Source organism: Sphingorhabdus rigui (genome assembly GCF_014196595.1).
Lineage (GTDB): Bacteria > Pseudomonadota > Alphaproteobacteria > Sphingomonadales > Sphingomonadaceae > Sphingorhabdus_B > Sphingorhabdus_B rigui.
This window is the reverse complement of the sequence record NZ_JACIEA010000001.1, coordinates 1,486,443-1,505,725: the sequence shown is the minus strand read 5'-3', so window position 1 is coordinate 1,505,725 and position 19,283 is coordinate 1,486,443. Positions and strand designations below refer to the sequence as shown.

Annotated in this window: 23 protein-coding genes; 12 read left to right on the top strand and 11 right to left on the bottom strand. The window is 57.5% G+C overall.

Features of this window, described 5'->3' with window-relative positions:
* Positions 1-12: 12 nt before the first annotated feature.
* Genes GGR91_RS06910 through GGR91_RS06885 form a run of 6 tightly spaced genes read right to left on the bottom strand, consistent with a single transcriptional unit; the run spans position 13 to position 6,074 of the window.
* Complete coding sequence (locus GGR91_RS06910) at positions 13-981, bottom strand: type II secretion system F family protein (RefSeq protein ID WP_183941339.1); 969 nt, start codon at positions 979-981, stop codon at positions 13-15.
* A 40-nt stretch (positions 982-1,021) separates the two neighbouring features.
* The gene (locus GGR91_RS06905; protein ID WP_183941337.1) at positions 1,022-2,284 is read right to left on the bottom strand and encodes a P-loop NTPase family protein; all 1,263 of its coding nucleotides are present in this window, start codon (positions 2,282-2,284) and stop codon (positions 1,022-1,024) included.
* The gene (locus GGR91_RS06900; RefSeq protein WP_183941335.1) at positions 2,284-2,874 is read right to left on the bottom strand and encodes a CpaD family pilus assembly protein; all 591 of its coding nucleotides are present in this window, start codon (positions 2,872-2,874) and stop codon (positions 2,284-2,286) included. The genes GGR91_RS06905 and GGR91_RS06900 overlap by 1 nt, the downstream gene beginning before the upstream one ends.
* Before the next feature lie 23 nt (positions 2,875-2,897).
* Complete coding sequence (locus tag GGR91_RS06895; RefSeq protein ID WP_183941333.1) at positions 2,898-4,529, bottom strand: type II and III secretion system protein family protein; 1,632 nt, start codon at positions 4,527-4,529, stop codon at positions 2,898-2,900.
* 7 nt (positions 4,530-4,536) lie between these two features.
* Positions 4,537-5,556 carry a Flp pilus assembly protein CpaB gene (cpaB, locus tag GGR91_RS06890; RefSeq protein WP_183941331.1) on the bottom strand — a complete coding sequence of 340 codons (1,020 nt, stop codon included), beginning with the start codon at positions 5,554-5,556 and terminating at the stop codon, positions 4,537-4,539.
* Between the two features lie 44 nt (positions 5,557-5,600).
* Positions 5,601-6,074, bottom strand: coding sequence for an A24 family peptidase (locus GGR91_RS06885; RefSeq protein ID WP_183941329.1), 474 nt, complete (start codon positions 6,072-6,074; stop codon positions 5,601-5,603).
* A gap of 16 nt (positions 6,075-6,090) precedes the next feature.
* Between GGR91_RS06885 and GGR91_RS06880 the strand changes: the two genes are divergently transcribed.
* Together GGR91_RS06880 and GGR91_RS06875 are read left to right on the top strand one after the other, a co-directional pair.
* Positions 6,091-7,071, top strand: coding sequence for an alpha/beta fold hydrolase (locus GGR91_RS06880; protein WP_246337060.1), 981 nt, complete (start codon positions 6,091-6,093; stop codon positions 7,069-7,071).
* A complete protein-coding gene (locus GGR91_RS06875; RefSeq protein WP_183941327.1) occupies positions 7,068-8,174 on the top strand; it encodes an NAD(P)/FAD-dependent oxidoreductase in 1,107 nt (368 codons plus the stop codon). The genes GGR91_RS06880 and GGR91_RS06875 overlap by 4 nt, the downstream gene beginning before the upstream one ends.
* Positions 8,175-8,180: 6 nt before the next feature.
* Here the strand turns inward: GGR91_RS06875 and rnhA are convergent, their stop codons facing one another.
* From rnhA to ispH, 3 genes are read right to left on the bottom strand one after another with little or no spacing between them, the layout of a single operon-like run.
* A complete protein-coding gene (gene rnhA, locus GGR91_RS06870) occupies positions 8,181-8,627 on the bottom strand; it encodes a ribonuclease HI (protein WP_183941325.1) in 447 nt (148 codons plus the stop codon).
* Complete coding sequence (gene thrB / locus GGR91_RS06865) at positions 8,624-9,598, bottom strand: homoserine kinase (RefSeq protein WP_183941323.1); 975 nt, start codon at positions 9,596-9,598, stop codon at positions 8,624-8,626. The genes rnhA and thrB overlap by 4 nt, the downstream gene beginning before the upstream one ends.
* A gap of 1 nt (position 9,599) precedes the next feature.
* Complete coding sequence (gene ispH, locus GGR91_RS06860) at positions 9,600-10,565, bottom strand: 4-hydroxy-3-methylbut-2-enyl diphosphate reductase (protein ID WP_183941321.1); 966 nt, start codon at positions 10,563-10,565, stop codon at positions 9,600-9,602.
* A gap of 135 nt (positions 10,566-10,700) precedes the next feature.
* Here ispH and GGR91_RS06855 point away from each other — a divergent pair, with 135 nt between their 5' ends.
* From GGR91_RS06855 to tatC, 10 genes are all read left to right on the top strand, one after another.
* Positions 10,701-11,351 (top strand): hypothetical protein, encoded by a 651-nt coding sequence (locus GGR91_RS06855; protein WP_183941319.1) that lies wholly within the window; start codon positions 10,701-10,703, stop codon positions 11,349-11,351.
* Positions 11,352-11,376: 25 nt separating this feature from the next.
* Positions 11,377-13,098 (top strand): arginine--tRNA ligase, encoded by a 1,722-nt coding sequence (gene argS, locus GGR91_RS06850; protein WP_183941317.1) that lies wholly within the window; start codon positions 11,377-11,379, stop codon positions 13,096-13,098.
* Between the two features lie 16 nt (positions 13,099-13,114).
* Positions 13,115-13,786 (top strand): SPOR domain-containing protein, encoded by a 672-nt coding sequence (locus GGR91_RS06845; protein ID WP_183941315.1) that lies wholly within the window; start codon positions 13,115-13,117, stop codon positions 13,784-13,786.
* 68 nt (positions 13,787-13,854) lie between these two features.
* Positions 13,855-14,361 (top strand): DUF1993 domain-containing protein, encoded by a 507-nt coding sequence (locus GGR91_RS06840; protein ID WP_183941313.1) that lies wholly within the window; start codon positions 13,855-13,857, stop codon positions 14,359-14,361.
* A gap of 75 nt (positions 14,362-14,436) precedes the next feature.
* Positions 14,437-15,486, top strand: coding sequence for a beta-N-acetylhexosaminidase (gene nagZ, locus GGR91_RS06835; RefSeq protein ID WP_183941311.1), 1,050 nt, complete (start codon positions 14,437-14,439; stop codon positions 15,484-15,486).
* Positions 15,483-16,265 (top strand): segregation and condensation protein A, encoded by a 783-nt coding sequence (locus GGR91_RS06830; RefSeq protein ID WP_183941309.1) that lies wholly within the window; start codon positions 15,483-15,485, stop codon positions 16,263-16,265. The genes nagZ and GGR91_RS06830 overlap by 4 nt, the downstream gene beginning before the upstream one ends.
* Positions 16,262-16,870 (top strand): SMC-Scp complex subunit ScpB, encoded by a 609-nt coding sequence (scpB, locus tag GGR91_RS06825; protein WP_183941307.1) that lies wholly within the window; start codon positions 16,262-16,264, stop codon positions 16,868-16,870. Before GGR91_RS06830 ends, scpB begins: the two co-directional genes overlap by 4 nt.
* Positions 16,871-16,935: 65 nt before the next feature.
* The gene (locus tag GGR91_RS06820) at positions 16,936-17,154 is read left to right on the top strand and encodes a twin-arginine translocase TatA/TatE family subunit (protein WP_183941305.1); all 219 of its coding nucleotides are present in this window, start codon (positions 16,936-16,938) and stop codon (positions 17,152-17,154) included.
* Between the two features lie 82 nt (positions 17,155-17,236).
* The gene (gene tatB, locus GGR91_RS06815) at positions 17,237-17,584 is read left to right on the top strand and encodes a Sec-independent protein translocase protein TatB (RefSeq protein ID WP_183941303.1); all 348 of its coding nucleotides are present in this window, start codon (positions 17,237-17,239) and stop codon (positions 17,582-17,584) included.
* Entirely contained in the window at positions 17,581-18,348 is a 768-nt protein-coding gene (gene tatC, locus GGR91_RS06810) for a twin-arginine translocase subunit TatC (RefSeq protein WP_183941301.1), read from the top strand. The genes tatB and tatC overlap by 4 nt, the downstream gene beginning before the upstream one ends.
* A 2-nt stretch (positions 18,349-18,350) precedes the next feature.
* Here the strand turns inward: tatC and GGR91_RS11535 are convergent, their stop codons facing one another.
* Together GGR91_RS11535 and GGR91_RS06800 are read right to left on the bottom strand one after the other, a co-directional pair.
* A complete protein-coding gene (locus tag GGR91_RS11535) occupies positions 18,351-18,563 on the bottom strand; it encodes a hypothetical protein (protein WP_221204222.1) in 213 nt (70 codons plus the stop codon).
* Positions 18,564-19,109: 546 nt separating this feature from the next.
* Positions 19,110-19,205, bottom strand: coding sequence for an entericidin A/B family lipoprotein (locus tag GGR91_RS06800; RefSeq protein WP_407698404.1), 96 nt, complete (start codon positions 19,203-19,205; stop codon positions 19,110-19,112).
* Positions 19,206-19,283 lie beyond the last annotated feature (78 nt).

Below are 19,283 nucleotides of genomic sequence, written 5' to 3'. Positions count from 1 at the left end.
CCTGCCTTCAACTTAAATTTCGAAATTGACCATTTTGGCCATTATGAAGGCGCCGATTGCCATCCACACGGCACCGACGACACCGGCGATCATCAAACGTGGTTCGTAAAAGAAGCCTGCGAGATATTCTTGGTTAATCATCCAGACCATGCCGAACACGAAAAACGGCAAAGAACCAACGATATAGGCTGATGCCTTAGACTCAGATGACATTGCGCGAATTTTGAGCTTCATCTGCGCACGCTTTCGCAAAACATCCGCAAGGCTGGCGAGTGTTTCGGCCAAGTTGCCGCCTGTCTCACGCTGGATGGCCAAGGTAATCACGAAAAATTGGAATTCCGGGGTGCCAAGCCGCTCCGCCGTTTCCTGCAGAGCATCTTCCATGCTTTTGCCGATTTTGATTTTCTCGACGACCAGCTTGAATTCTTCGCCTACGGGGCCAGCAATTTCCTTTGCGATCACGCTTAGCGTTTCGCTCACGGGCATGCCTGACTTCAAGCCACGCACCAAAAGTTCGATGGCGTCTGGAAAGTTCGTGCTGAAGTTTTTGATGCGCCGCGCCATCAGGAAATTGATGACCATATGTGGCAAACCTGCGCCGATCAGTAGCCCGCTAAAAACGCCGACAAGAAAAGATACGCCTTTAAGTAAGAGAATAGCCATAATGACAAAAGCAAGTCCGCCTGAGGCGTATAGATATTGCTGCAACGTCCATTTCTTACCGGTTTGCGCCAGTCGCAGGCGAAGCTTGTCGATGTAGTTTATATGCTGGCCATCGACGAAAATGAGCGGACGGCGCGCAGCAACCACCTTGCGCATTTGCTGCTCCACGCGCGCATCGGCACTGTCCGAATGGCGTATTTTGACAGCGCCAAGACGGCGTGTCGTCGCCTTGCCGGTATTGGGTCCTGCGAAGGCGAGTGCCACCAGAACAAAGAACAATATTGTTCCAACGGCGATTATCAAAGTCTGCAATGTCATTCGCTCTGTTACCTATGCCTAGGGTGGACGCATGCCGGAGTTACTTCTTTTTCAACATCGACTTGAAACCAGCAAAAGCGCTCTGCTTCGCCTTGCTTTTGCTATTTGCAGGCGCCATGTCGGCGGCTTCTGCGAAGCTACCAGCGACCATATCGGCCAAAGTTACGATGCCAGCGGAAAACTTGCTTCCACGCACGGCTTCGATAACCGGCTGCCCCAGCTTAGCTGCTTGCGTCAGTGACTTGGGATCGGCTGGCAAGAGCAGGTCGATCTTGCGTTCGATCGTGCTTTCAAAATCCTTGCGGGTGATTTCAACGACCGCGGATTGAACATTGTTGGCGACAACCAGCACTTTGCAATGTGGCGCGTTCTGTTTCAGCCATGCCAAAACGCGGATGCTGTCGCGCGCTGAAGCCAGCGTCAATTCAGTGGTGACAACCGCAATGTTCACGTCATGCATGAGGTGCGGATAAGCAATCAGCATGCTGCGTGGCATATCGATGACGGTGTTTTCGAATGCTGCGCGGAATTCTTCCTGCAGCTGGAGAAAGGCCGATCCATCGGTCAACATCGGGCTGTTCATCGGCGCTTCTGCGGACAAGATGGATAGACGTTCATTGGCTTTGATCATGGCGCGTTCGATAAACAGCCCGTCGATGCGGCTTGGGTTATCGATGGCGTCCGTCAACCCGCGGCCGGGTTCCAGATCCATCGCGAGCGCGGCTGTGCCAAAGTGGACATCAAGGTCGAGCAAGCCTGTTTGATGGCCCTGCACTTGCGAGAATGTCCATGCCAGCGATGCGGCAATGGTCGACGCGCCTGAACCACCGCGGGTACCAATGACTGCGGTCGACACATGTGGTCGATCAACATTGCCGTCATCCGCCTTCGGTGCGTTCAACGCGGCCTGAGCATTTGCGAATGCATCGCGCAGTGCATCTGGACTAACTGGCTTCAACAGATAATCCTGCAGTCCCGACATCAGCAAATCGCGGTACAGGCGAACGTCGTTCACCTGACCAACCGCAATCACGATTGTTCCGGGCTCGCACACTTCAGCAAGGCTGTTGATATCGCTGATTGGGTCGCCCGATTCCGACAAGTCGACCAGCAATGTTTGCGGGCTTGCCGAAACAGATAGTGATTGAATGGCGTTACGCAGGCCGCCTTTATAGGCTTTGTCGGGGTTCCAACCCATTTCCTCACACACGCGGCGTACGGCATCAAGCGTGAGGTCGTCGCATACATAAGCACTAATCGGGTCACGTGTTCCGGCGACACCGGATTTCCATGGAGCGTTCATCAATTGCCTCCGGTCTTGGTCTTGTAAGCGTTCACCGCTGCTTTTCCGCTGTTGCTGTCGAGCCGCTTGTTATCGCGTCCACGCACCAGATCTTCGGGGTCGGCGACCATGGCAGCAAGGTTGGAATTCATGGCGCAGCCGTAATTGCTGTTGTTACCTGCATTGAAATTTTGGCTTTGCGTCGTGCGATGATCGGGGCAGGACGGCACCGACGCTTGGGATCGCGTTACAACAACGCGAATGTTGCCAGGGGCGATGACGCCGGCCGTTGCCGGCGCGCCCTGCGTGACTATGATACCGCGATCTGCCGCTACTGCGCGCACGTCGCGCGCAGCATCTTCGTTGCCATCGCTGTCATCACTATCGATGGAAATGCGGTCACCATAGCGAAGATCCAGCACGTCAAACCATTCGTTCAATCGTTTCTGGTCGGCAACGGCGATGCCATCGCCGTTGGAGGCAAGGTCAATCGCATAATTGGTGCGCTCGACCACGGGCTGGTGCACCGAATACATCGATGTGTTGGTTGGCAATGTGCCGCAACCGGCCAAGCCAAGGCTTACAGCGATCAGGAATGTTACCTTTTGCATATCTTGTCTCCTTGAACGGACCGTCAATTGTCGAAGCTGAAACCGGGGCCGCTTGGCCCGGTCGCGGAGGCTTGCGATTTGACTTTCTTGGCCAACGGCGCGGGTGCGTCGGTCACGGATCCCAGTTCGGGGCCATTGGACACGATTGGCGCAATCGTTGGCATTGGGCGGGTTTTTTCGCCCTTGTCGCTTGTCACCTTGCCCAGCAAAATGCGTTCAAGGTCATTTGGCGAATGCAATCCATCCGTCGGTAAAACAATCTGACTTTCGGATACGGGCTTCACCAGATAGGGCGTGACGACGATCATAAGTTCGGTTTCGTTACGCCGCCAACCGTTGGATTTGAAAAGCGCCCCAAGCACGGGAAGGTCACCCGCACCAGGCATTTTGTCGACCGAGCTGCCCATTGTGTTGCTTAACAATCCAGCGATCATCATGCTTTGACCGGAACCAAGCTCAACCGTCGTTTCGGCCATCCGTGTCGAAGTCGCCGGCACTTCAAGGCCGCCGAAGCGCACTGCGCCTTGCGATGAAATATCCGAGACCTCCGAACGCACCCGCAGCGAAATGCGGCCATCCGACAACACCGTTGGCGTGTAGGTCAGGTTGACGCCGTAATTCTTATATTCGACGTTGGTGCCATTGTTCGACGATGTCACCACCGGGAACGCGCCGCCTGCCAAAAACTCCGCAGTTTCGCCGGATACCGTTGTCAGATTGGGGTTCGCCAAGGTTGAACTGAGGCCGGCCTTTTCCGATAGATCGAAGGCAGCGGCTACATCCATGCCAAACAAGCGGCCAGCCGCTGCCAGCACATTTGTGCCCGCAGGAACGTTAAATTTATACTGCGTATATGGGCTTGTTATAAATTGTCCGGTCGCTGGATTGAACGGCAGCGATATTGATTTTGCGGGCAGGCCAAATGCCGACGACGCATCGATAACCGGAAGGTTGTCCACGTTCGTGACCGAACTGATGTCGGCGATATCACGTCCTTGATACACGCCGCCAAGAATTCCGGTCCCGCCATGATCGCGGGTTTTAAGGTTGCCCGAAATTTCTTTCATCAGCGACCGGCTGACTTCCGCGATGCGGACCTGCAAATTGATTTGCAGCGGCGTTGCGTTTTTCAGCCGGGTTAAGACTTGCGTATTTCCGCCGGTGAACGCCTTTACCAAAGCTTCGGCTTCCGCCGCTTCTTCGGGTTGGTTGACGGTGCCTGTCAGCAGGATGGTGCCATTCATCGTGGTAACAATGATCTTTGAATCGGGCATCGCCAGCGCCAGCATTTGCGAGACCGAGTCCATATTGCTGCCGACGCGGACGGTTGCCTGATACACTGTGTGGCCCGCTGCATCGGTTGCGTAGACGGTGGTTTCGCCGGGGCCTTTGCCCAGAATGTAGATCTGGCGTCCGGTTTTCACCTCGACATCGGCGATATTGGGGTCCGCGACCACCACGTCGGTGATGTTTGAACCCAGATTGACCTGTTGCCCGCGTCCGATGGACAAGATGAGCAACTTGCCATCTTTTGCGGATTGCGCCGACGCTGCTGTTGGCATCCCGACCAACGCGCCGACCAACGTGCCCGTGCCGATGGCTGCGGTCATAGCCGCGGCGGCAAGGCCCGATTTGAATGTGGTGAAACGTGCCATGTTGTTATTATCTCCGGCTAATGTCGATTTCGGTCACATTGCCGCCACGCGACACACGGACCACTGGACCCTTCATAATTTTCTCGACTTGCTTTTGCGTGCGGGCCTGTTCGGCTGCGACCGCCAATGGCATTTGTTCGGGCATGCTGCTGCGTTGGAAGCGCGAGACGTCGCCGCCGGTTGCATAGCTGCTTTTGCTTGCGGATGGCCGCTGTGTCAGCTGGCGCATGATGGCGCGTTCCTGATCCGCGGTTGCACCTTCGGGGATGTTGATATCGCCCGAGGCCAGCGCTTGTTCCAGTTCGGCGGCGTTGTCGGCCAGCGAACGCAGGGAAAGGCTGATGGTGCCGATCGACTGCGCAACCGTAATCTTCTCGGCGATGCGCGGGGTCGCTTCAATCGTCACCAATTTATATTCAGAGACGACGCTATTGCCCTTGTCATCGACAGACGGGGTTGAACGTTGGTCGGTCGCCAACACACGCAGGTTGCGGACGATGGTTTCGGACACCTTCAATGGCGGGCCAGCGCTTGCTTCGACATTTTGTGTGAGCACAAGGTCAACACGGTCACCGGGGAAGACAAAGCCTGCAACACCGGTCAATGCCGACACTGGCACCGTTACGGCGCGCATGCCGGGTCCAAGCGCAGCGGCGAGAAAACCGCGGTCCCCGGGCTTAACGATCGAGCCTTGGGTCAGTGGCTGGCCAGCGGTCACGGCGTTGCGAACGACGGTGCCCACAAGGCTGTCAATCGATGCGCCCCCGTCCCCTTCTTGGAAATAGGCGGCTTCGATCAGTTCTTTCGGCCATGGTTGATAGCGCACGCTGTCAGCGGTGATGATCGTGCCAACGGGCAACGCCTTCGTCGCGACGAGGACTTTGGGTCCGGTCGGCACGGGGGCCGGTGCGACGGCTGCCGCCGCTGGGGGTGCCGACGCACCGGTGAACATGCTGCGTGCCATAAGGGCGGTCACTGCCGCGATTAAAAGCGCAGCCACCAGCAATATGACTTTTTTCCTATCCATGACGTATTGTTCCCTGAAAGGTCCCCTGATCGAACCATGCTATTTCATGTAAAATGGTTAAAAATCCGTTCACCAGTGATCCAAAGCCCGGACAGCGCGATCGCCACACCATAGGGAATCCGCGCACGGCCCTCGCCGCGTTTCCATTTGTGGATCGCAAGAAAGATAATGGTGACCACCGCGCCGATGATCGATGCGTATAAGATGAGGCGGATGACCTCGACCCAGTGGAACCATAATGCCAACACCGCAAAAAGCTTCACATCGCCGCCACCCATGGCCCCGAAATGGAACGCGGTCGCAAAGACAATGAACGTAATCGCTGCGGTGAGCAGGTGCACGCTGATGTCGGTGAGCGTAAACCCGCCACTCGCCAGCCAGAATAATGGCGCACCGAGCGCAATCGCGATGGTTATCTTGTTGAAAATAAGGCGGTATCTGATGTCGGTGTAGATTGATATCAACAGCGCAATTGCCAAGCCGCCAAGGGTTGCGTAAGCGAGAGTTTCACTGGTCATCTGCACAGCATTAACTATGAAAGATTACCAAAAAGTAACCATGCACGCACCGAAAACACCGATGAACCGCCGCGCAATTCCGGCCAATGCCACAGAAACGATGTGGTACGCCGCCGATGGTTGGCCGATCCGGCGGATTGATTGGCAGGCGTCGACCCCGCCGCGTGGATCCTTGTTATTCTTGCCCGGTCGCGGCGATCATTATGAAAAATATCTGGAAACATTGGCTTATTATGCCGATGCCGGATGGCATGTTACCGCCATCGACTGGCGCGGGCAGGGTGCTTCGGGCCGGTTGCTGGATGATCCGCAAGTCGGCCATATTGACGATTTCGCCACTTGGATTGCCGATTTGCGCACATTTTGGGACGCATGGAAACGCGCAACGCCAGCGCCGCATGTTGTGCTCGCACACAGCATGGGCGGGCAACTGGCGATGCGCGCTTTGGTGGAAAAGGCGATGGATCCCGACGCGGTGGCGCTGAGCGCGCCGATGCTGGGTATTCAAACCGGCGGCCTGCCGCTTGCGCTCAACCATGCCGTTGCCAAATTGATTGTGGCATTGGGCAAGGGCAAACAAGCCGCATGGAAAGTCAGTGAAAAGCCATTGTCGCCGATGAGCATGCGCGGCAAAATGCTGACGCATGACGACGACCGTTATGAAGACGAGGTTGCGTGGTGGGCGCTGCGTCCTGAGGTGAAGCTTGGGCCGCCAAGCTGGCATTGGGTGGAGCGCGCCATGGCGTCGATCCGCTTGCTGGAACGCCCCGGCGCGCTGGAGGCGGTGCAAACGCCAATTCTGTTGCTTGCAACGACGGCGGATCAGCTGGTCAGCACAAAGCGGGTCATCGCAGACAGCAAGCGGCTGCCACATGCCGAAACGCTGATTTTCGGCGAAGAGGCCGCACATGAGCTGCTGCGCGAAGCAGATGGCGTGCGCGACCAGTGCCTGCAACGCATTGACGCCTTTCTGGACCAGCACGCGCCCCGGCCATGAGCGATTTTAGCATTGCCATAATCGGTGCGGGAATCGCCGGGGCAAGTCTGGCCGCGCAGCTGTCCGCTTATCAGTCGGTTGTCCTGATTGAGGCGGAGGCACATCCGGGATATCATTCCACGGGCCGGTCCGCCGCGTTCTGGGTTGAATGCTATGGTGGCCCGGACGTTCAACCGCTGACAACGGCGTCGGGCCCGTTTCTGGCGAACCCACCCAAGGATTTCCATGACGGCCCATTGATGTCCCCGCGCGGCGGGCTGCATATCGGCACGGCCGGGCAGCAGCCTTTGGCGGATGCGATGCTGGCGGAGTTTGCCTCAAGCGGCGTGCATATTGAACGCAGCGATCGTGAGGATTTGGAACGACATGTGCCCGGTCTGCGCAGCGGATGGACAACGGGGCTATGGGAAGCGGCCTGTGCGGATATTGACGTCGCCGCGCTCCACGCGGCCTATCTGCGCCAAGCGCGCAAGCAGGGCGTACAGCCGCATTGCAACAGCCGGCTGGAACGTGCGCAATGGCGCGACGGCATGTGGCATATTCAAGCGGGCAGCCTGAACTGTACCGCCGATATCATCGTCAACGCCGCCGGGGCATGGGCCGATAATGTGGCGCAGATGGCGGGCGTTGCTCCCTTGGGCATTCAACCCTATCGCCGTACGATTGCGCAATTGGCGGTTGCACCCGATGTGCCTGCGGCCCTGCCGCTCGTCATTGGCTTGGATGGCAGTTTCTATTTCAAGCCCGATGCGGGCGGACGTTTGTGGCTGAGCCCGCATGATGAGACCGCAACACCGCCATGCGATGCCGCGCCCGAAGAATATGATATCGCGCTTGCCATTGATCGGCTGCAGCAGGTTGTTGATTGGGATATCCGCCGGGTTGAACGCAAATGGGCTGGATTGCGCAGCTTTGCGCCTGACCGGCTGCCGGTCATTGGCCGCGATGCGGCGCATGATGCGTTCTTCTGGTTTGCAGGGCAGGGCGGCTTTGGCATTCAGACGGCGCCTGCCGCGGCGCAGCTGGCGGCGTCGTTACTGAACGATGCCATAATAGCGCCCGACCGCGTCCATGCCGCGCTATATGCGCCCGGGCGTTTTTAAACCAGTTTACCCAATTTTGTTGCTGGCAGCGTCGGCCGCATCGCTGGCCAGCCGGTCTGCGCGTTCGTTTTCGGGGTGGCCATTATGCCCTTTGACCCAAATCCATTCCACCTGATGCCGCGCCATCGCTGCGACCATCTCACGCCATAGGTCGGAATTGCGCACCGGCTGTTTTGACGCGTTTTTCCAACCATTGCGTTGCCAGCCAAAGATCCATTTTGTGATGCCGTCGATGACATATTTGCTGTCGGTGTGCAGTTTGACGCTGCACGGTTCGACAAGGGCGTTCAGCGCCTGAATGACCGCGCTCATTTCCATGCGGTTGTTGGTGGTGTCCGGATCGCCGCCCGCAATTTCTTTTTCATGCTTGCCATAACGGATGATCGCGCCCCAGCCGCCCGGCCCGGGATTGCCCTTGCACGCGCCGTCGGTGAAAATTTCAATCTGTTTCATGGCAACTGGGCCAATAAAGCTTCAACCTGACTTGGGTCGCTGTAGAATTCCAGCCGCCGCAGAAACGCCAAGGGGTCTTTGCGCGTGACCAGCGCATCGGCCGGCGTGTTAATCCAGTCGTAACACCGCGTTAATGTAAACCGCAAACAGGCACCGCGCAGCAATATCGGCAATGCGTCGCGCGTTGCGGCATCCATCGGCACAGCTTGGGTGTAGCCCGACAACATGGCCGCACTCACATCCGCATCAAAGACTTTGCCATCGCCCGAAAAACACCATGCGCTGTGGGTGACCGCAAGGTCATAAGCGCGAATTTCGGAGCAAGCGAAATAGAAATCGATCAGCCCAGTGACATTGTCGCCAAGCATCAGGACATTGTCCGGAAACAGGTCCGCATGGATGGCGGCCACGGGAAGATTGGTCGGCCAATGCGCCTCAAGATAATCGCATTCCGCAAATATCCGCGCAGATAGGCCTTCGGCAATGGCGTCGAGACCTTGCGCAGTGCAGCGCATGGCGAGCGGCCGGAATGCAGAGATGCCAAGGCTGTTGGGCCGCGACAGCGTGAAGTCCGCCAGCGCCTGGTGCATTTGCCCCAGTGCTGCGCCGGTGGAGTGCGCCTGTGCCGCCGATGGTTCGGTGACCGATACGCCATTGAGAAATTCGATCAGGCAGGCAGGCTTTCCCGCGATGGTCTGCAGCCAATTGCCGTTGCGGTCCGACATGAAGCGCGGAACCTTGCACCCCGCTTCGTGCAAATGCTTTAGCAGGGCATAGAAAAACGGCAGATCCTCTGGGTTTACGCGGTTTTCATAAATGGTCAGAATGAACCGGCTTTGCGTTGTTTCGACAAAGAAATTGCTGTTTTCAACACCCTCGGCAATGCCCTTGAGCGAAACCAGTTCACCGACATCGTAAAGCGCCAGAAAGGCACCGACCTGTTCAGGCCCTAATTGCGTATAAACGGCCAAATCAAGCCGCCGCGCCGGCCAGTTCGCGTGGCAATTTAAAGGTGATGCTTTCTTGCGCGGTTGTGACCTGCTGTTCATCGATGTCAAAATGCGCGGCAAGCGCATCGATGATTTCGCGGACCAATATTTCAGGGGCCGATGCACCTGCGGTCAGGCCAAGCGTGTCCACACCGTCAAACCAGTTCATGCTGATATCGTCGGCGCGCTGCACAAGATGCGCTTTCGCACCCGAACGCGCGGCGACTTCGACCAAGCGCAGCGAATTTGAACTGTTTGGCGCGCCAATGACGATGACGAGTTCGCATTTACCCGCAATCGCCTTTACCGCCTCTTGCCGGTTCGATGTCGCGTAACAAATATCCTCACCCTTTGGCCCGACAATGTTCGGGAAGCGTGATTCAAGAATGGAGACGATTTCCGACGTATCGTCGACCGACAAAGTCGTCTGCGTCAGGAAAGCGAGATTGTCTGCATCCGCAGGCTGAAGATTGCGTGCGTCCTCGGCGGTTTCCACCAATGTCATCGCGCCTGCGGGGACTTGGCCGAATGTACCGATGACTTCGGGGTGGCCTGCATGGCCAACGAAAATGATGTGCCGGCCGGCTTGAACCTGCCGTTCGGCCTGTTTGTGCACCTTTGACACCAACGGGCAGGTGGCATCGAAATAGGCAAGGCCGCGTTGCTGCGCATTTGCGGGGACCGATTTAGGAACACCATGCGCCGAAAATACGACATGCGCGTCATCGGGCACTTCATCCAGTTCCTCGACAAATATCGCGCCCTTGGCCTTCAAACTGTCGACGACAAAGCGGTTGTGCACAATTTCATGGCGCACATATACCGGCGCGCCATGTTGTTCGAGCGCGAGCTCGACAATCTTGATAGCGCGGTCAACACCAGCGCAAAAACCGCGTGGTGCCGCCAGAAGCAGCGTGAGGGGTTTCTTGGAGATCGTTTGTTCAGTCATCGGCAATGTCCTTTAGTTAAACAGGCCGCATCCGCCAAGGCCTTTCCCCTGTTGCACGTCAGGCGATGGGCGGATAAGGACCAATGCCAGCGACGTACCCGCAACCCACGCACTGTTATGCCAAGGATAGCCTATATGAAATTTGCCGCCAAAGTCCTGACCTTCGGCATTGTTGCAGCAACCTTGGCCGGTTGTTCGCGCGAAGGCGACCTTGATATCGGCGCCGGTGTAGGCGTGAACGTCACACGGTCGGGCTGCCCGGCGGTCGCGGTTCCTGATGGCACGGGCGACATAACCTTGTTCAACCCGGCCAGCAGCCAGGACGCGAGCGCAATCGACGTCGTCGCATCGATCACCAATGTCCGCCCAACGTGCAACGACAGTGGCGACAAGATTTTTTCACAAGCAAGTTTTGATGTTCAGGCGCGGCGCAGCGATACGCAAGGCAGCCGGACAGTGACTTTGCCCTATTTCACCACCGTGGTGCAGGGCAACAGCGCCGTTATCGCCAAGCGCGTGGGCCAAGTGACGTTGCAATTTGCCGATGGCCAGCAGCGGGCATCCGCCAGCGCGCAAGCCGCAAGCTATATCGACAAGGCATCGGCCAGCTTGCCGGCCGAAATCGTTCAAAAAATTACCAAGAAGCGCAAGCCCGGTGACCCCGATGCGGCGCTTGACCCCATGGCGGACCCTGAAGTGCGTGCGGCGGTCGTCCGATCAAGCTTTGAAATGCTTGTCGGTTTCCAGCTGACCGAAGATCAGCTGCGGTATAATGTAACGCGTTGATACGCGCTTTTTTCAAGGCACGAAGATGACCCTTTTTGAACAATATGCAGCGCATGTCGATCATGCGTTGGACGCACTTGTTGCCAGCAAGACGCTGCCATCGGGCATTGATCGCTCTCATGTGACGGTCGAACCGCCACGCGATCCATCGCATGGCGACATATCGACCAACGCCGCGATGGTGCTTGCCAAACCTGCAGGGCTTAATCCGCGCCAATTGGCCGAAGCCTTGTCGGCGGAGCTGGCAAAGGTTTCCGGCGTCACGGCTGTCGAAATCGCGGGGCCGGGCTTTCTAAATTTGCGGTTGGATGCATCGGCATGGATCGATGAACTGCGCGCGATTGCGCAGGCTGGCGATGATTATGGGCGGTCGCACCGTGGTGACGGCAAATCGGTAAATATCGAATATGTCTCCGCCAACCCCACTGGGCCAATGCATATGGGGCATTGCCGCGGCGCTGTGGTGGGCGATGCGCTTGCCGCATTGATGGAGTTCGCAGGCTACCGTGTCGTGCGCGAATATTATATCAACGACGCCGGTGGGCAGGTCGATGTTTTGGCCCGGTCCGCGCATTTGCGGTATCGCGAGGCATTGGGCGAGACCATAGAAATCGCCGAAGGGCTTTACCCCGGTGACTATCTGATCCCGGTCGGTCAGCGTCTCGCCGAGCGTTTTGGCGACCAATATGTTGCCCTGCCAGAGGCAGAATGGCTTGCGCTGTTCCGCAAAGCTGCGGTTGCCGAGATGATGGAAATGATCAAGGCCGACCTTGCCTTGCTTGGCATCCATCATGACCTGTTTTCATCCGAAGCCGAGCTGCATGAAGCGGGCAAGGCGGACATTGCGGAGCGCGAATTGCGCGCGCGTGGCCTTGTCTATGACGGCGAATTGGAAAAGCCAAAGGGCAAGGAAATCGAAGATTGGGAGCCGGTTACGCTTCCGCTTTTCCGGTCCACGCAATTTGGTGATGACCAAGATAGGCCGATCAAGAAATCCAACGGCAGCTGGACCTATTTCGGCGCTGATCTTGCCTATCATTTCCAGAAAAGTCAGGGCGTTGATGCCATGATCGACATCTGGGGCGCGGATCATGCGGGTACCGTCAAGCGCATCAAGGCGGCGGTCAACGCGCTGACCGATGGCAAAGTCGATTTCGATATCAAGCTTGTGCAAATGGTGCGCCTGCTGCGCGGTGGTGAGCCCGTGAAAATGTCCAAGCGGTCGGGCAGCTTTGTCACGCTCGCCGATGTGATTGAAGAAGTCGGCAAGGATGTCGTCCGCTTCACAATGCTGACCCGCAAATCCGATGCGCAGATGGACTTTGACTTTGCCAAGGTGGTCGAAGCGTCGAAGGACAATCCGGTATTTTATGTGCAATATGCGCATGCGCGTATCGCCTCCACATTGCGCAAGGCAGAGGGCGAGGGCTTGGGCGTCGACGGATCGGAACTCGCGTTGCTCGGCGACGCTGAAATCGGCCTTATTCGCGAAGCCGCCAACTTCCCGCGCATTGTCGAAGCGTCCGCCAAATCGGGCGAGCCACACCGTATTGCCTTTTACCTCAATGACTTGGCGGCCGCGTTCCATGCTTATTGGAACCTTGGCAATGACCAACCGGACAAGCGCTTCATATTGGCCCAGGACCCGGCGCTAACGGGTGCAAGGCTTTTCATGGCGACCAATATCGGGCAAGTTCTACGCAATGGTTTGCGCCTGATGGGCGTCGAGGCCGCTTACAATATGTAGCAATTGGGGAACCGGCATGAACAACACCAACAACAATGGACTGAATCTGAACGATCCTGATCGTCTGCCCTGGTTGGAAACCGCTGACGGTTACGAATATGATGATGGTGCATCCCCGCTAAAGGTCGTGGCGATGGTGCTTGCTGGGCTTGCTTTGCTCGCAGCGGTTGTCGGCGTGGTCTATTGGCTGCAGCATAACCGGACGGGCGGCGCGAATGGCAATGGCGAACTGATTGCCGCGCCCGTAGGCGCCTATAAGGTCAAGCCTCAGGACGCCGGTGGCAAAAGATTTGAAGGTGAGGGCGATTCGGCTTTTGCCGCGAGCGAAGGCACCAAAACCGGCGCGACATTGGTTCCCGCCGCGAAAGTCGCAGCCGCCGCGCCACCTGCCGCCATGGCATCGGCTCCAGCAGCAGCACCAGCCGCACCGTCTGCGGCACCATCTGCGGGCGCAGTCATGGTGCAACTCGGCGCGTTCGGCGATTCTGCGAAGGCCGACGCAGCTTGGGCTGCTTTGAACAAACGCTTTGGCTTTTTGGCCGGAATGAACCGCAAAGTCGCGGAAGCCAATGTCGAAGGCGGCCGCAAGGTTTTCCGGCTTCAGGCGGTAACCGCAAATTCATCCGAAGCGCAGCAATTATGCGCAAAGCTGAAGGTCGCGGGCGAAAACTGCCTGATCGTGCGCTAATCAACATTTTTGCGGGGGCAAAGGACCGTGGCAGCACATGCCGCCCGCACGCTTTTTAGGAGAAGAACATGCCTGCATTATATGACGTCGCTATTCCCGCTTTCATCCGCGGTCTGAAAAACCTGTCGAACATGCTGGAAAAGGGCAGCGCCTTTGCCGCGGAGCAGGGCATGCCCCTGTCCGACTTGCTCGATGCGCGCTTGATCGACGACATGGCACCGCTCACGCGGCAGGTGCAAATGGTGACCGATACCGCAAAGTTTGTCGCTGTGCGCGTCGGCCAAGTGGAAAATCAGCCATGGGCGGATGATGAAGTCAGCTACGCCGATGTGCAGGGCCGCGTGGCCAAGGCGATTGCGTTTCTGGAAGCCGCATCGCCCGATGGTTTTGAAGGCCGTGAAGACGCGAAAGTTGTGCTCACCACGCCAAGCGGTGACATACCCTTCACGGGCAACAGCTACGTCCACGGCTTTGCCATTCCCAATTTCTTCTTCCACCTCAGCATGGCCTATGCGTTGCTGCGGATGAAGGGCGTGCCTGTGGGCAAGCTCGATTTCCTTGGGGCAATCCGTTAATTATACACAGCTTTGGGCCAAAGCGCCGCTGCTCCATGCTTGCCTTGGGGGCACGGCGGCCCTAGCTTGCGCGCTATGAAGCCCGTGATATTTGGCCTTTCGGGCCTGACCCTGACCGATGATGAAAAACGCCTGTTTCGCGATGTCGAACCGGCGGGCTACATCCTGTTCAAACGCAATATTGAGGACCGCGCACAGGTGCGCGCGCTGACCGACAGCTTGCGGACCTTACATGGCCGCGATGATGTGCCTGTCCTGATTGATCAGGAAGGCGGCCGCGTTGCGCGTATGCGTCCGCCCGTCTGGCCTGACTTTCCCGCGGGCGGGGCGTTTGACGCGCTGTACGATGTGGCACCGATGACCGCGATTGAGGCGGCGCGTTGCAATGCCGAAGCCATCGCGCTGTCGCTGAACGAAGTGGGCATTAACGTCGATTGCTTGCCCGTGCTCGATGTCCGCGTGCCCGAAACGCATTCGGCCATCGGTGACCGTGCGCTGGGCAGCGACCCGATGCGCGTTGCCGCGCTTGGCCGTGCGATATTGGACGGCCTTGCAAAAGGCGGCGTCATTGGCGTTGTCAAACATATGCCGGGGCAGGGCCGCGCCAGCGTCGATACCCATCATGACCTGCCGCATGTCACCGCAAGCGCGGCGGAGCTGGAACAAGACCTCGCGCCATTTCGCACGCTGAACAACGCCGCAATGGGCATGACCGGGCATGTGGTTTACGATGTGTGGGACGATCAGCACACGGCAACCATGTCTCCTTATGTCCTGAATGATATCATCCGTGCAAATATCGGCTTTGACGGCCTGTTGATGAGCGATGATCTCGATATGAACGCGCTTCAAGGGGACGTTGCGACACGCGCGCTGCGCTGTGTTGAGGCGGGATGCGATATCGCGCTCAACTGCTGGGGCCGGTTGGACGAAATGCGTGCGATTGCCGACATGTTACCCGAAATCACCGCAGCGGCGCGGACGCGGCTTGACCGCGCGATGGCCTTGCCTGTCCCCGCATTTGATGCCGACCGACTGGCTTATCTGCTCGACAAGCGGGATCAGCTGCTTGCACTTGCGGACACAAATGCGAAGCTGACCGGCGGAGCAACGGGCGCGGCATGACCGGGCAATTGCTCTTTGATGAAGAGCAAGATGCGCTCCGCACCGAGAGCGTTCCCGAACCCAATGTCCTGACCATCGATATTGACGGATGGGAAGGTCCGCTTGACCTTTTGCTGGCACTCGCGCGCAACCAAAAGGTCGATTTGCGCCAGCTATCGATCCTCGCCTTGGTCGAACAATATCTTGTCTTCATTGATGAGGCCCGCGCGCTGAAGCTGGAGCTGGCGGCGGATTATCTGGTGATGGCGGCGTGGCTCGCCTATCTTAAATCCGCACTGCTGCTGCCCAAGGACCCGACGATTGATCCATCGCCAGAGGAGCTTGCGCTGCGCCTGCAGCTGCGGCTGGAACGGTTGAACGCGATGCGCGAGAGCGGCGCGCGGTTGATGGCGCGGGACCGGGTGGGGCGCGATATCTTTTTGCGCGGCAATCCCGAAGGCTTGCGCGTGGTCAAGGCGCGGGCGTGGGAATGCGATTATTTCGAACTCATCACCGCTTATGGTCAGGTCAAGGCGCGTACGCAGCCAGTGATGCATGTCGTGAAAAAACGGCAAGTCATGACACTGGAAGAAGCGCTGGAGCGCGTATCGGCGATGATTGGCCGCGCGGTCGATTGGACGTCGATTGAGGCGTTTCTGCCCATCGCTGCCGAACCTGCACTGCGCAAATCCGCGCTCGCCTCCAGTTTCGTGGCCGCGCTGGAGCTTGCCAAACGTGGCGCTGTTGATTTGCAGCAAGAGGCGACATTTGCGCCATTGCTGTTAAGGGTGAAAGCATGACGATAATAAGCGATCCCCATGTGCGCGCGGTCGAGGCAACCTTGTTCGCCAGTGACCAGCCCATGACCGTTGAACAGATTCGCGGATATGTCGGCGACGACGTCGATATCGCCGATGCGCTGGCGCAGCTGGAGGCGCATTATGCCGGACGCGGGATCGAATTGGTCCGGCGTGGCAAATCGTGGCATTTCCAGACTGCAGCCGATCTGGCCTATGTTTTGCGCCGCGAACGCGAAGAAAGCCGCAAGCTCAGCCGAGCCGCTGTCGAGACATTGGCGATTATCGCCTATCACGAACCAGTCAGCCGCGCGGAGATTGAGGCCATTCGCGGCGTCCAGATTTCGAAAGGCACGCTGGATGTGTTGATGGAGGCGGGCTGGGTCCGGCCAGCAGGGCGCCGCGATGTGCCCGGCCGCCCATTGATTTACGCCACAACCGCCGGATTTCTGGCGCATTTCGGCCTCTCCAGTCGCAAGGATTTACCGGGAATTGACGATTTGAAAGCCGCTGGCCTGCTCGATCCGATCGACACCGCAATGGGCGATATGCATTTTGCGGGCGAAGAAAGTGACAGCGAACTGGAAATTGATGAAAACAACGCCTAGATAGGGTGGGATAGCTGCGCGACCACGGTCGCAATTTTCGGGACATATCCCGGTAGGAGTTTGAAATGGGCGGTTTTAGCATCTGGCATTGGCTGATTGTGGGCATTCTGGTTTTGCTCTTGTTCGGCAAAGGACGTTTCTCCGACATGATGGGCGACGTTGCCAAGGGCATTAAAAGCTTCAAAAAAGGCATGAGCGAAGACGACGACGCGCCAAAGGCTCCCCCACAAATCGGTTCCACGACCGTTGTCGACGCCGAAAAGCAGACCGATAAAACCCAATAATCTTGGGGCAGTAACAATCGTGATGACATGTCGCCGTTCGTTCAGGGTGGTGCCGTGTCCGTCCACCGGATTGGCCAATTGAATGTTTGACGTCGCGTCTTCCGAACTGTTGCTTGTCGTCCTTGTGGCGTTGCTGGTCATTGGTCCAAAGGATTTGCCAAAGGCGTTGCGCGTCGTTGGCAAATGGGTGGGCAAGGCACGCGGTGTTGCGGCGCATTTCCGTTCCGGCTTTGACGAAATGGTGCGTCAGTCCGAACTCGAAGAATTAGAGAAAAAATGGAAAGCGGAAAACGAGCGCATCATGCGCGAACACCCCGCCGATCCGCGCGCTGATGTTCTTGGCGATGATGCCGCGCCTGCCGACGCAACCGACGGTCAGCCCGAATTGCCGATGGATCCGCCCCCTGCAGAAGCGGCACCCAAAGCATGAACGAAATTGATGACAGCAAAATGCCGTTGCTCGATCATTTGATTGAGCTGCGCACCCGTCTGCTCTGGAGCTTTCTGGCGCTCGCCATCGCCTTTGGCATCAGCCTGTATTTTGCGCGGCCCATTTTCGGATTTCTGGTGCAGCCATTGCTCGAGTCCGGTCAAAAGACGCTGATTTACACCGCGATATTCGAGGCATTTTTCGTCGAGATAAAGGTCGCGTTTTTCGCCGCCAGCTTCTTCTCATTCCCCGTATTTGCAACGCAGCTGTGGCGGTTTGTCGCGCCGGGATTGTATAACAAGGAAAAGCGCGCGTTTTTGCCGTTTTTGTTGGCAACGCCGGTGTTGTTTATCCTTGGCGCATCGATGGCCTATTTCATGGCGATACCCGTGGCGCTCGAATATCTGTTGGGCTTTGGCGGAAATGTCGGCGGCGTTCAACAACAGGCGCTGCCGGGCGTCGACAATTATCTCAGCTTTGTGATGAAGTTCATTTTCGGCTTTGGCATTTCGTTTCTGTTGCCCGTGCTGCTGATGCTGTTGGAACGCGCAGGGATTGTCACGCTGGAACAGCTCAAGGGCGCGCGCCGCTATGCGATTGTCGGCGCATTTGCGATCGCTGCGGTCCTGACGCCGCCGGATATTGTCTCGCAACTGCTGCTCGCCATTCCTTTGTGCATATTGTTTGAAATGGCGCTCGTCGCCATCTGGTTCACCCGCCGCCGCCGCGCCAAAGCCGAAGCGGCTGAAGAGGCTGTGACGTAGGTTTAATTCCGGCGGTGCCGCGACACGTCATCTTCCGCCCGCTTCGCCATCGTCTCTCCCCATCGTCCTCCTCCTCCTCCTCCCTCGTCATCCTGAACTTGTTTCAGGATAACGAGCCACCGTTGCCCGTTATGCTGAACCAAGTTCAGCATGACGACGGGTTGCGTCAGGATAACAAGCGACGGTGGCTCGTTATGCTGAAACAAGTTCAGCATGACGACAGGTTGTTTCAGGATAACAAGCGACGGCTGCCCGTTATGCTGAAACAAGTTCAGCATGACGACACGGGGTTGGGTGGCATACGCAAAAACCACTTTCCTACAAATAACCATATGGGTTATTCGAGTCGCGTCATGCAGGCGGCGGTCTAGAACGTTGGTCGGGATGACGGGAACGCTGGCGGTGAAATCCGTTGGCACGGTCGGCGCGATAGGGTGCGTGCTTCAGCCCAAAAAAAGGGCCTGTTGCATCAAGCTCTGAACAGCGCAAACATGGTTGGATGTGGCGGGAAACCGTCCTGTCTTTGCGGACAGCCTTTGGGGGTTTACGAACCTTACCCCCGATGGACAGCATGCCAGCCAGCAAAGGCGGCCCGGGGGCAATAGCCTGATGGAACAAGCGGGCCTTAATCAACCAACACCATCAGCCGGAAGCACGCACCAGCGCTTCCGCGCCGGCCGTCCCCCTTTTTGCACGCCGCATGCCCGCGTTCACTTTTTGTAGGAAATAATCTTGCCGATGTAGGAAAGATTATCCTTTCGTCAGGTAACGCGGTCGCCCGCTTCGCCGACGGATTCAATATCGCGGCCAAGACCCTTTACAGTGTTGCACGCCGACACCAGCAATGATGCCGACATGAGGATGAATATAGTCACTTTGCGCATGATAGTCTCCCGATTGGTTTCGCAACCAACCGATGCCACTGCATGCATGAA

Bases quoted from the DNA above. Each gene is read 5' to 3' on its own strand.
- GGR91_RS06910 (WP_183941339.1), bottom strand. From the start codon at position 981: ATGACATTGCAGACTTTGATAATCGCCGTTGGAACAATATTGTTCTTT.
- GGR91_RS06905 (WP_183941337.1), bottom strand. From the start codon at position 2,284: ATGAACGCTCCATGGAAATCCGGTGTCGCCGGAACACGTGACCCGATT.
- GGR91_RS06900 (WP_183941335.1), bottom strand. From the start codon at position 2,874: ATGCAAAAGGTAACATTCCTGATCGCTGTAAGCCTTGGCTTGGCCGGT.
- GGR91_RS06895 (WP_183941333.1), bottom strand. From the start codon at position 4,529: ATGGCACGTTTCACCACATTCAAATCGGGCCTTGCCGCCGCGGCTATG.
- cpaB (WP_183941331.1), bottom strand. From the start codon at position 5,556: ATGGATAGGAAAAAAGTCATATTGCTGGTGGCTGCGCTTTTAATCGCG.
- GGR91_RS06885 (WP_183941329.1), bottom strand. From the start codon at position 6,074: ATGACCAGTGAAACTCTCGCTTACGCAACCCTTGGCGGCTTGGCAATT.
- GGR91_RS06880 (WP_246337060.1), top strand. From the start codon at position 6,091: ATGAAAGATTACCAAAAAGTAACCATGCACGCACCGAAAACACCGATG.
- GGR91_RS06875 (WP_183941327.1), top strand. From the start codon at position 7,068: ATGAGCGATTTTAGCATTGCCATAATCGGTGCGGGAATCGCCGGGGCA.
- rnhA (WP_183941325.1), bottom strand. From the start codon at position 8,627: ATGAAACAGATTGAAATTTTCACCGACGGCGCGTGCAAGGGCAATCCC.
- ispH (WP_183941321.1), bottom strand. From the start codon at position 10,565: ATGACTGAACAAACGATCTCCAAGAAACCCCTCACGCTGCTTCTGGCG.
- GGR91_RS06855 (WP_183941319.1), top strand. From the start codon at position 10,701: ATGAAATTTGCCGCCAAAGTCCTGACCTTCGGCATTGTTGCAGCAACC.
- argS (WP_183941317.1), top strand. From the start codon at position 11,377: ATGACCCTTTTTGAACAATATGCAGCGCATGTCGATCATGCGTTGGAC.
- GGR91_RS06845 (WP_183941315.1), top strand. From the start codon at position 13,115: ATGAACAACACCAACAACAATGGACTGAATCTGAACGATCCTGATCGT.
- GGR91_RS06840 (WP_183941313.1), top strand. From the start codon at position 13,855: ATGCCTGCATTATATGACGTCGCTATTCCCGCTTTCATCCGCGGTCTG.
- nagZ (WP_183941311.1), top strand. From the start codon at position 14,437: ATGAAGCCCGTGATATTTGGCCTTTCGGGCCTGACCCTGACCGATGAT.
- GGR91_RS06830 (WP_183941309.1), top strand. From the start codon at position 15,483: ATGACCGGGCAATTGCTCTTTGATGAAGAGCAAGATGCGCTCCGCACC.
- scpB (WP_183941307.1), top strand. From the start codon at position 16,262: ATGACGATAATAAGCGATCCCCATGTGCGCGCGGTCGAGGCAACCTTG.
- GGR91_RS06820 (WP_183941305.1), top strand. From the start codon at position 16,936: ATGGGCGGTTTTAGCATCTGGCATTGGCTGATTGTGGGCATTCTGGTT.
- tatB (WP_183941303.1), top strand. From the start codon at position 17,237: ATGTTTGACGTCGCGTCTTCCGAACTGTTGCTTGTCGTCCTTGTGGCG.
- tatC (WP_183941301.1), top strand. From the start codon at position 17,581: ATGAACGAAATTGATGACAGCAAAATGCCGTTGCTCGATCATTTGATT.
- GGR91_RS11535 (WP_221204222.1), bottom strand. From the start codon at position 18,563: ATGCTGAACTTGTTTCAGCATAACGAGCCACCGTCGCTTGTTATCCTG.
- GGR91_RS06800 (WP_407698404.1), bottom strand. From the start codon at position 19,205: ATGTCGGCATCATTGCTGGTGTCGGCGTGCAACACTGTAAAGGGTCTT.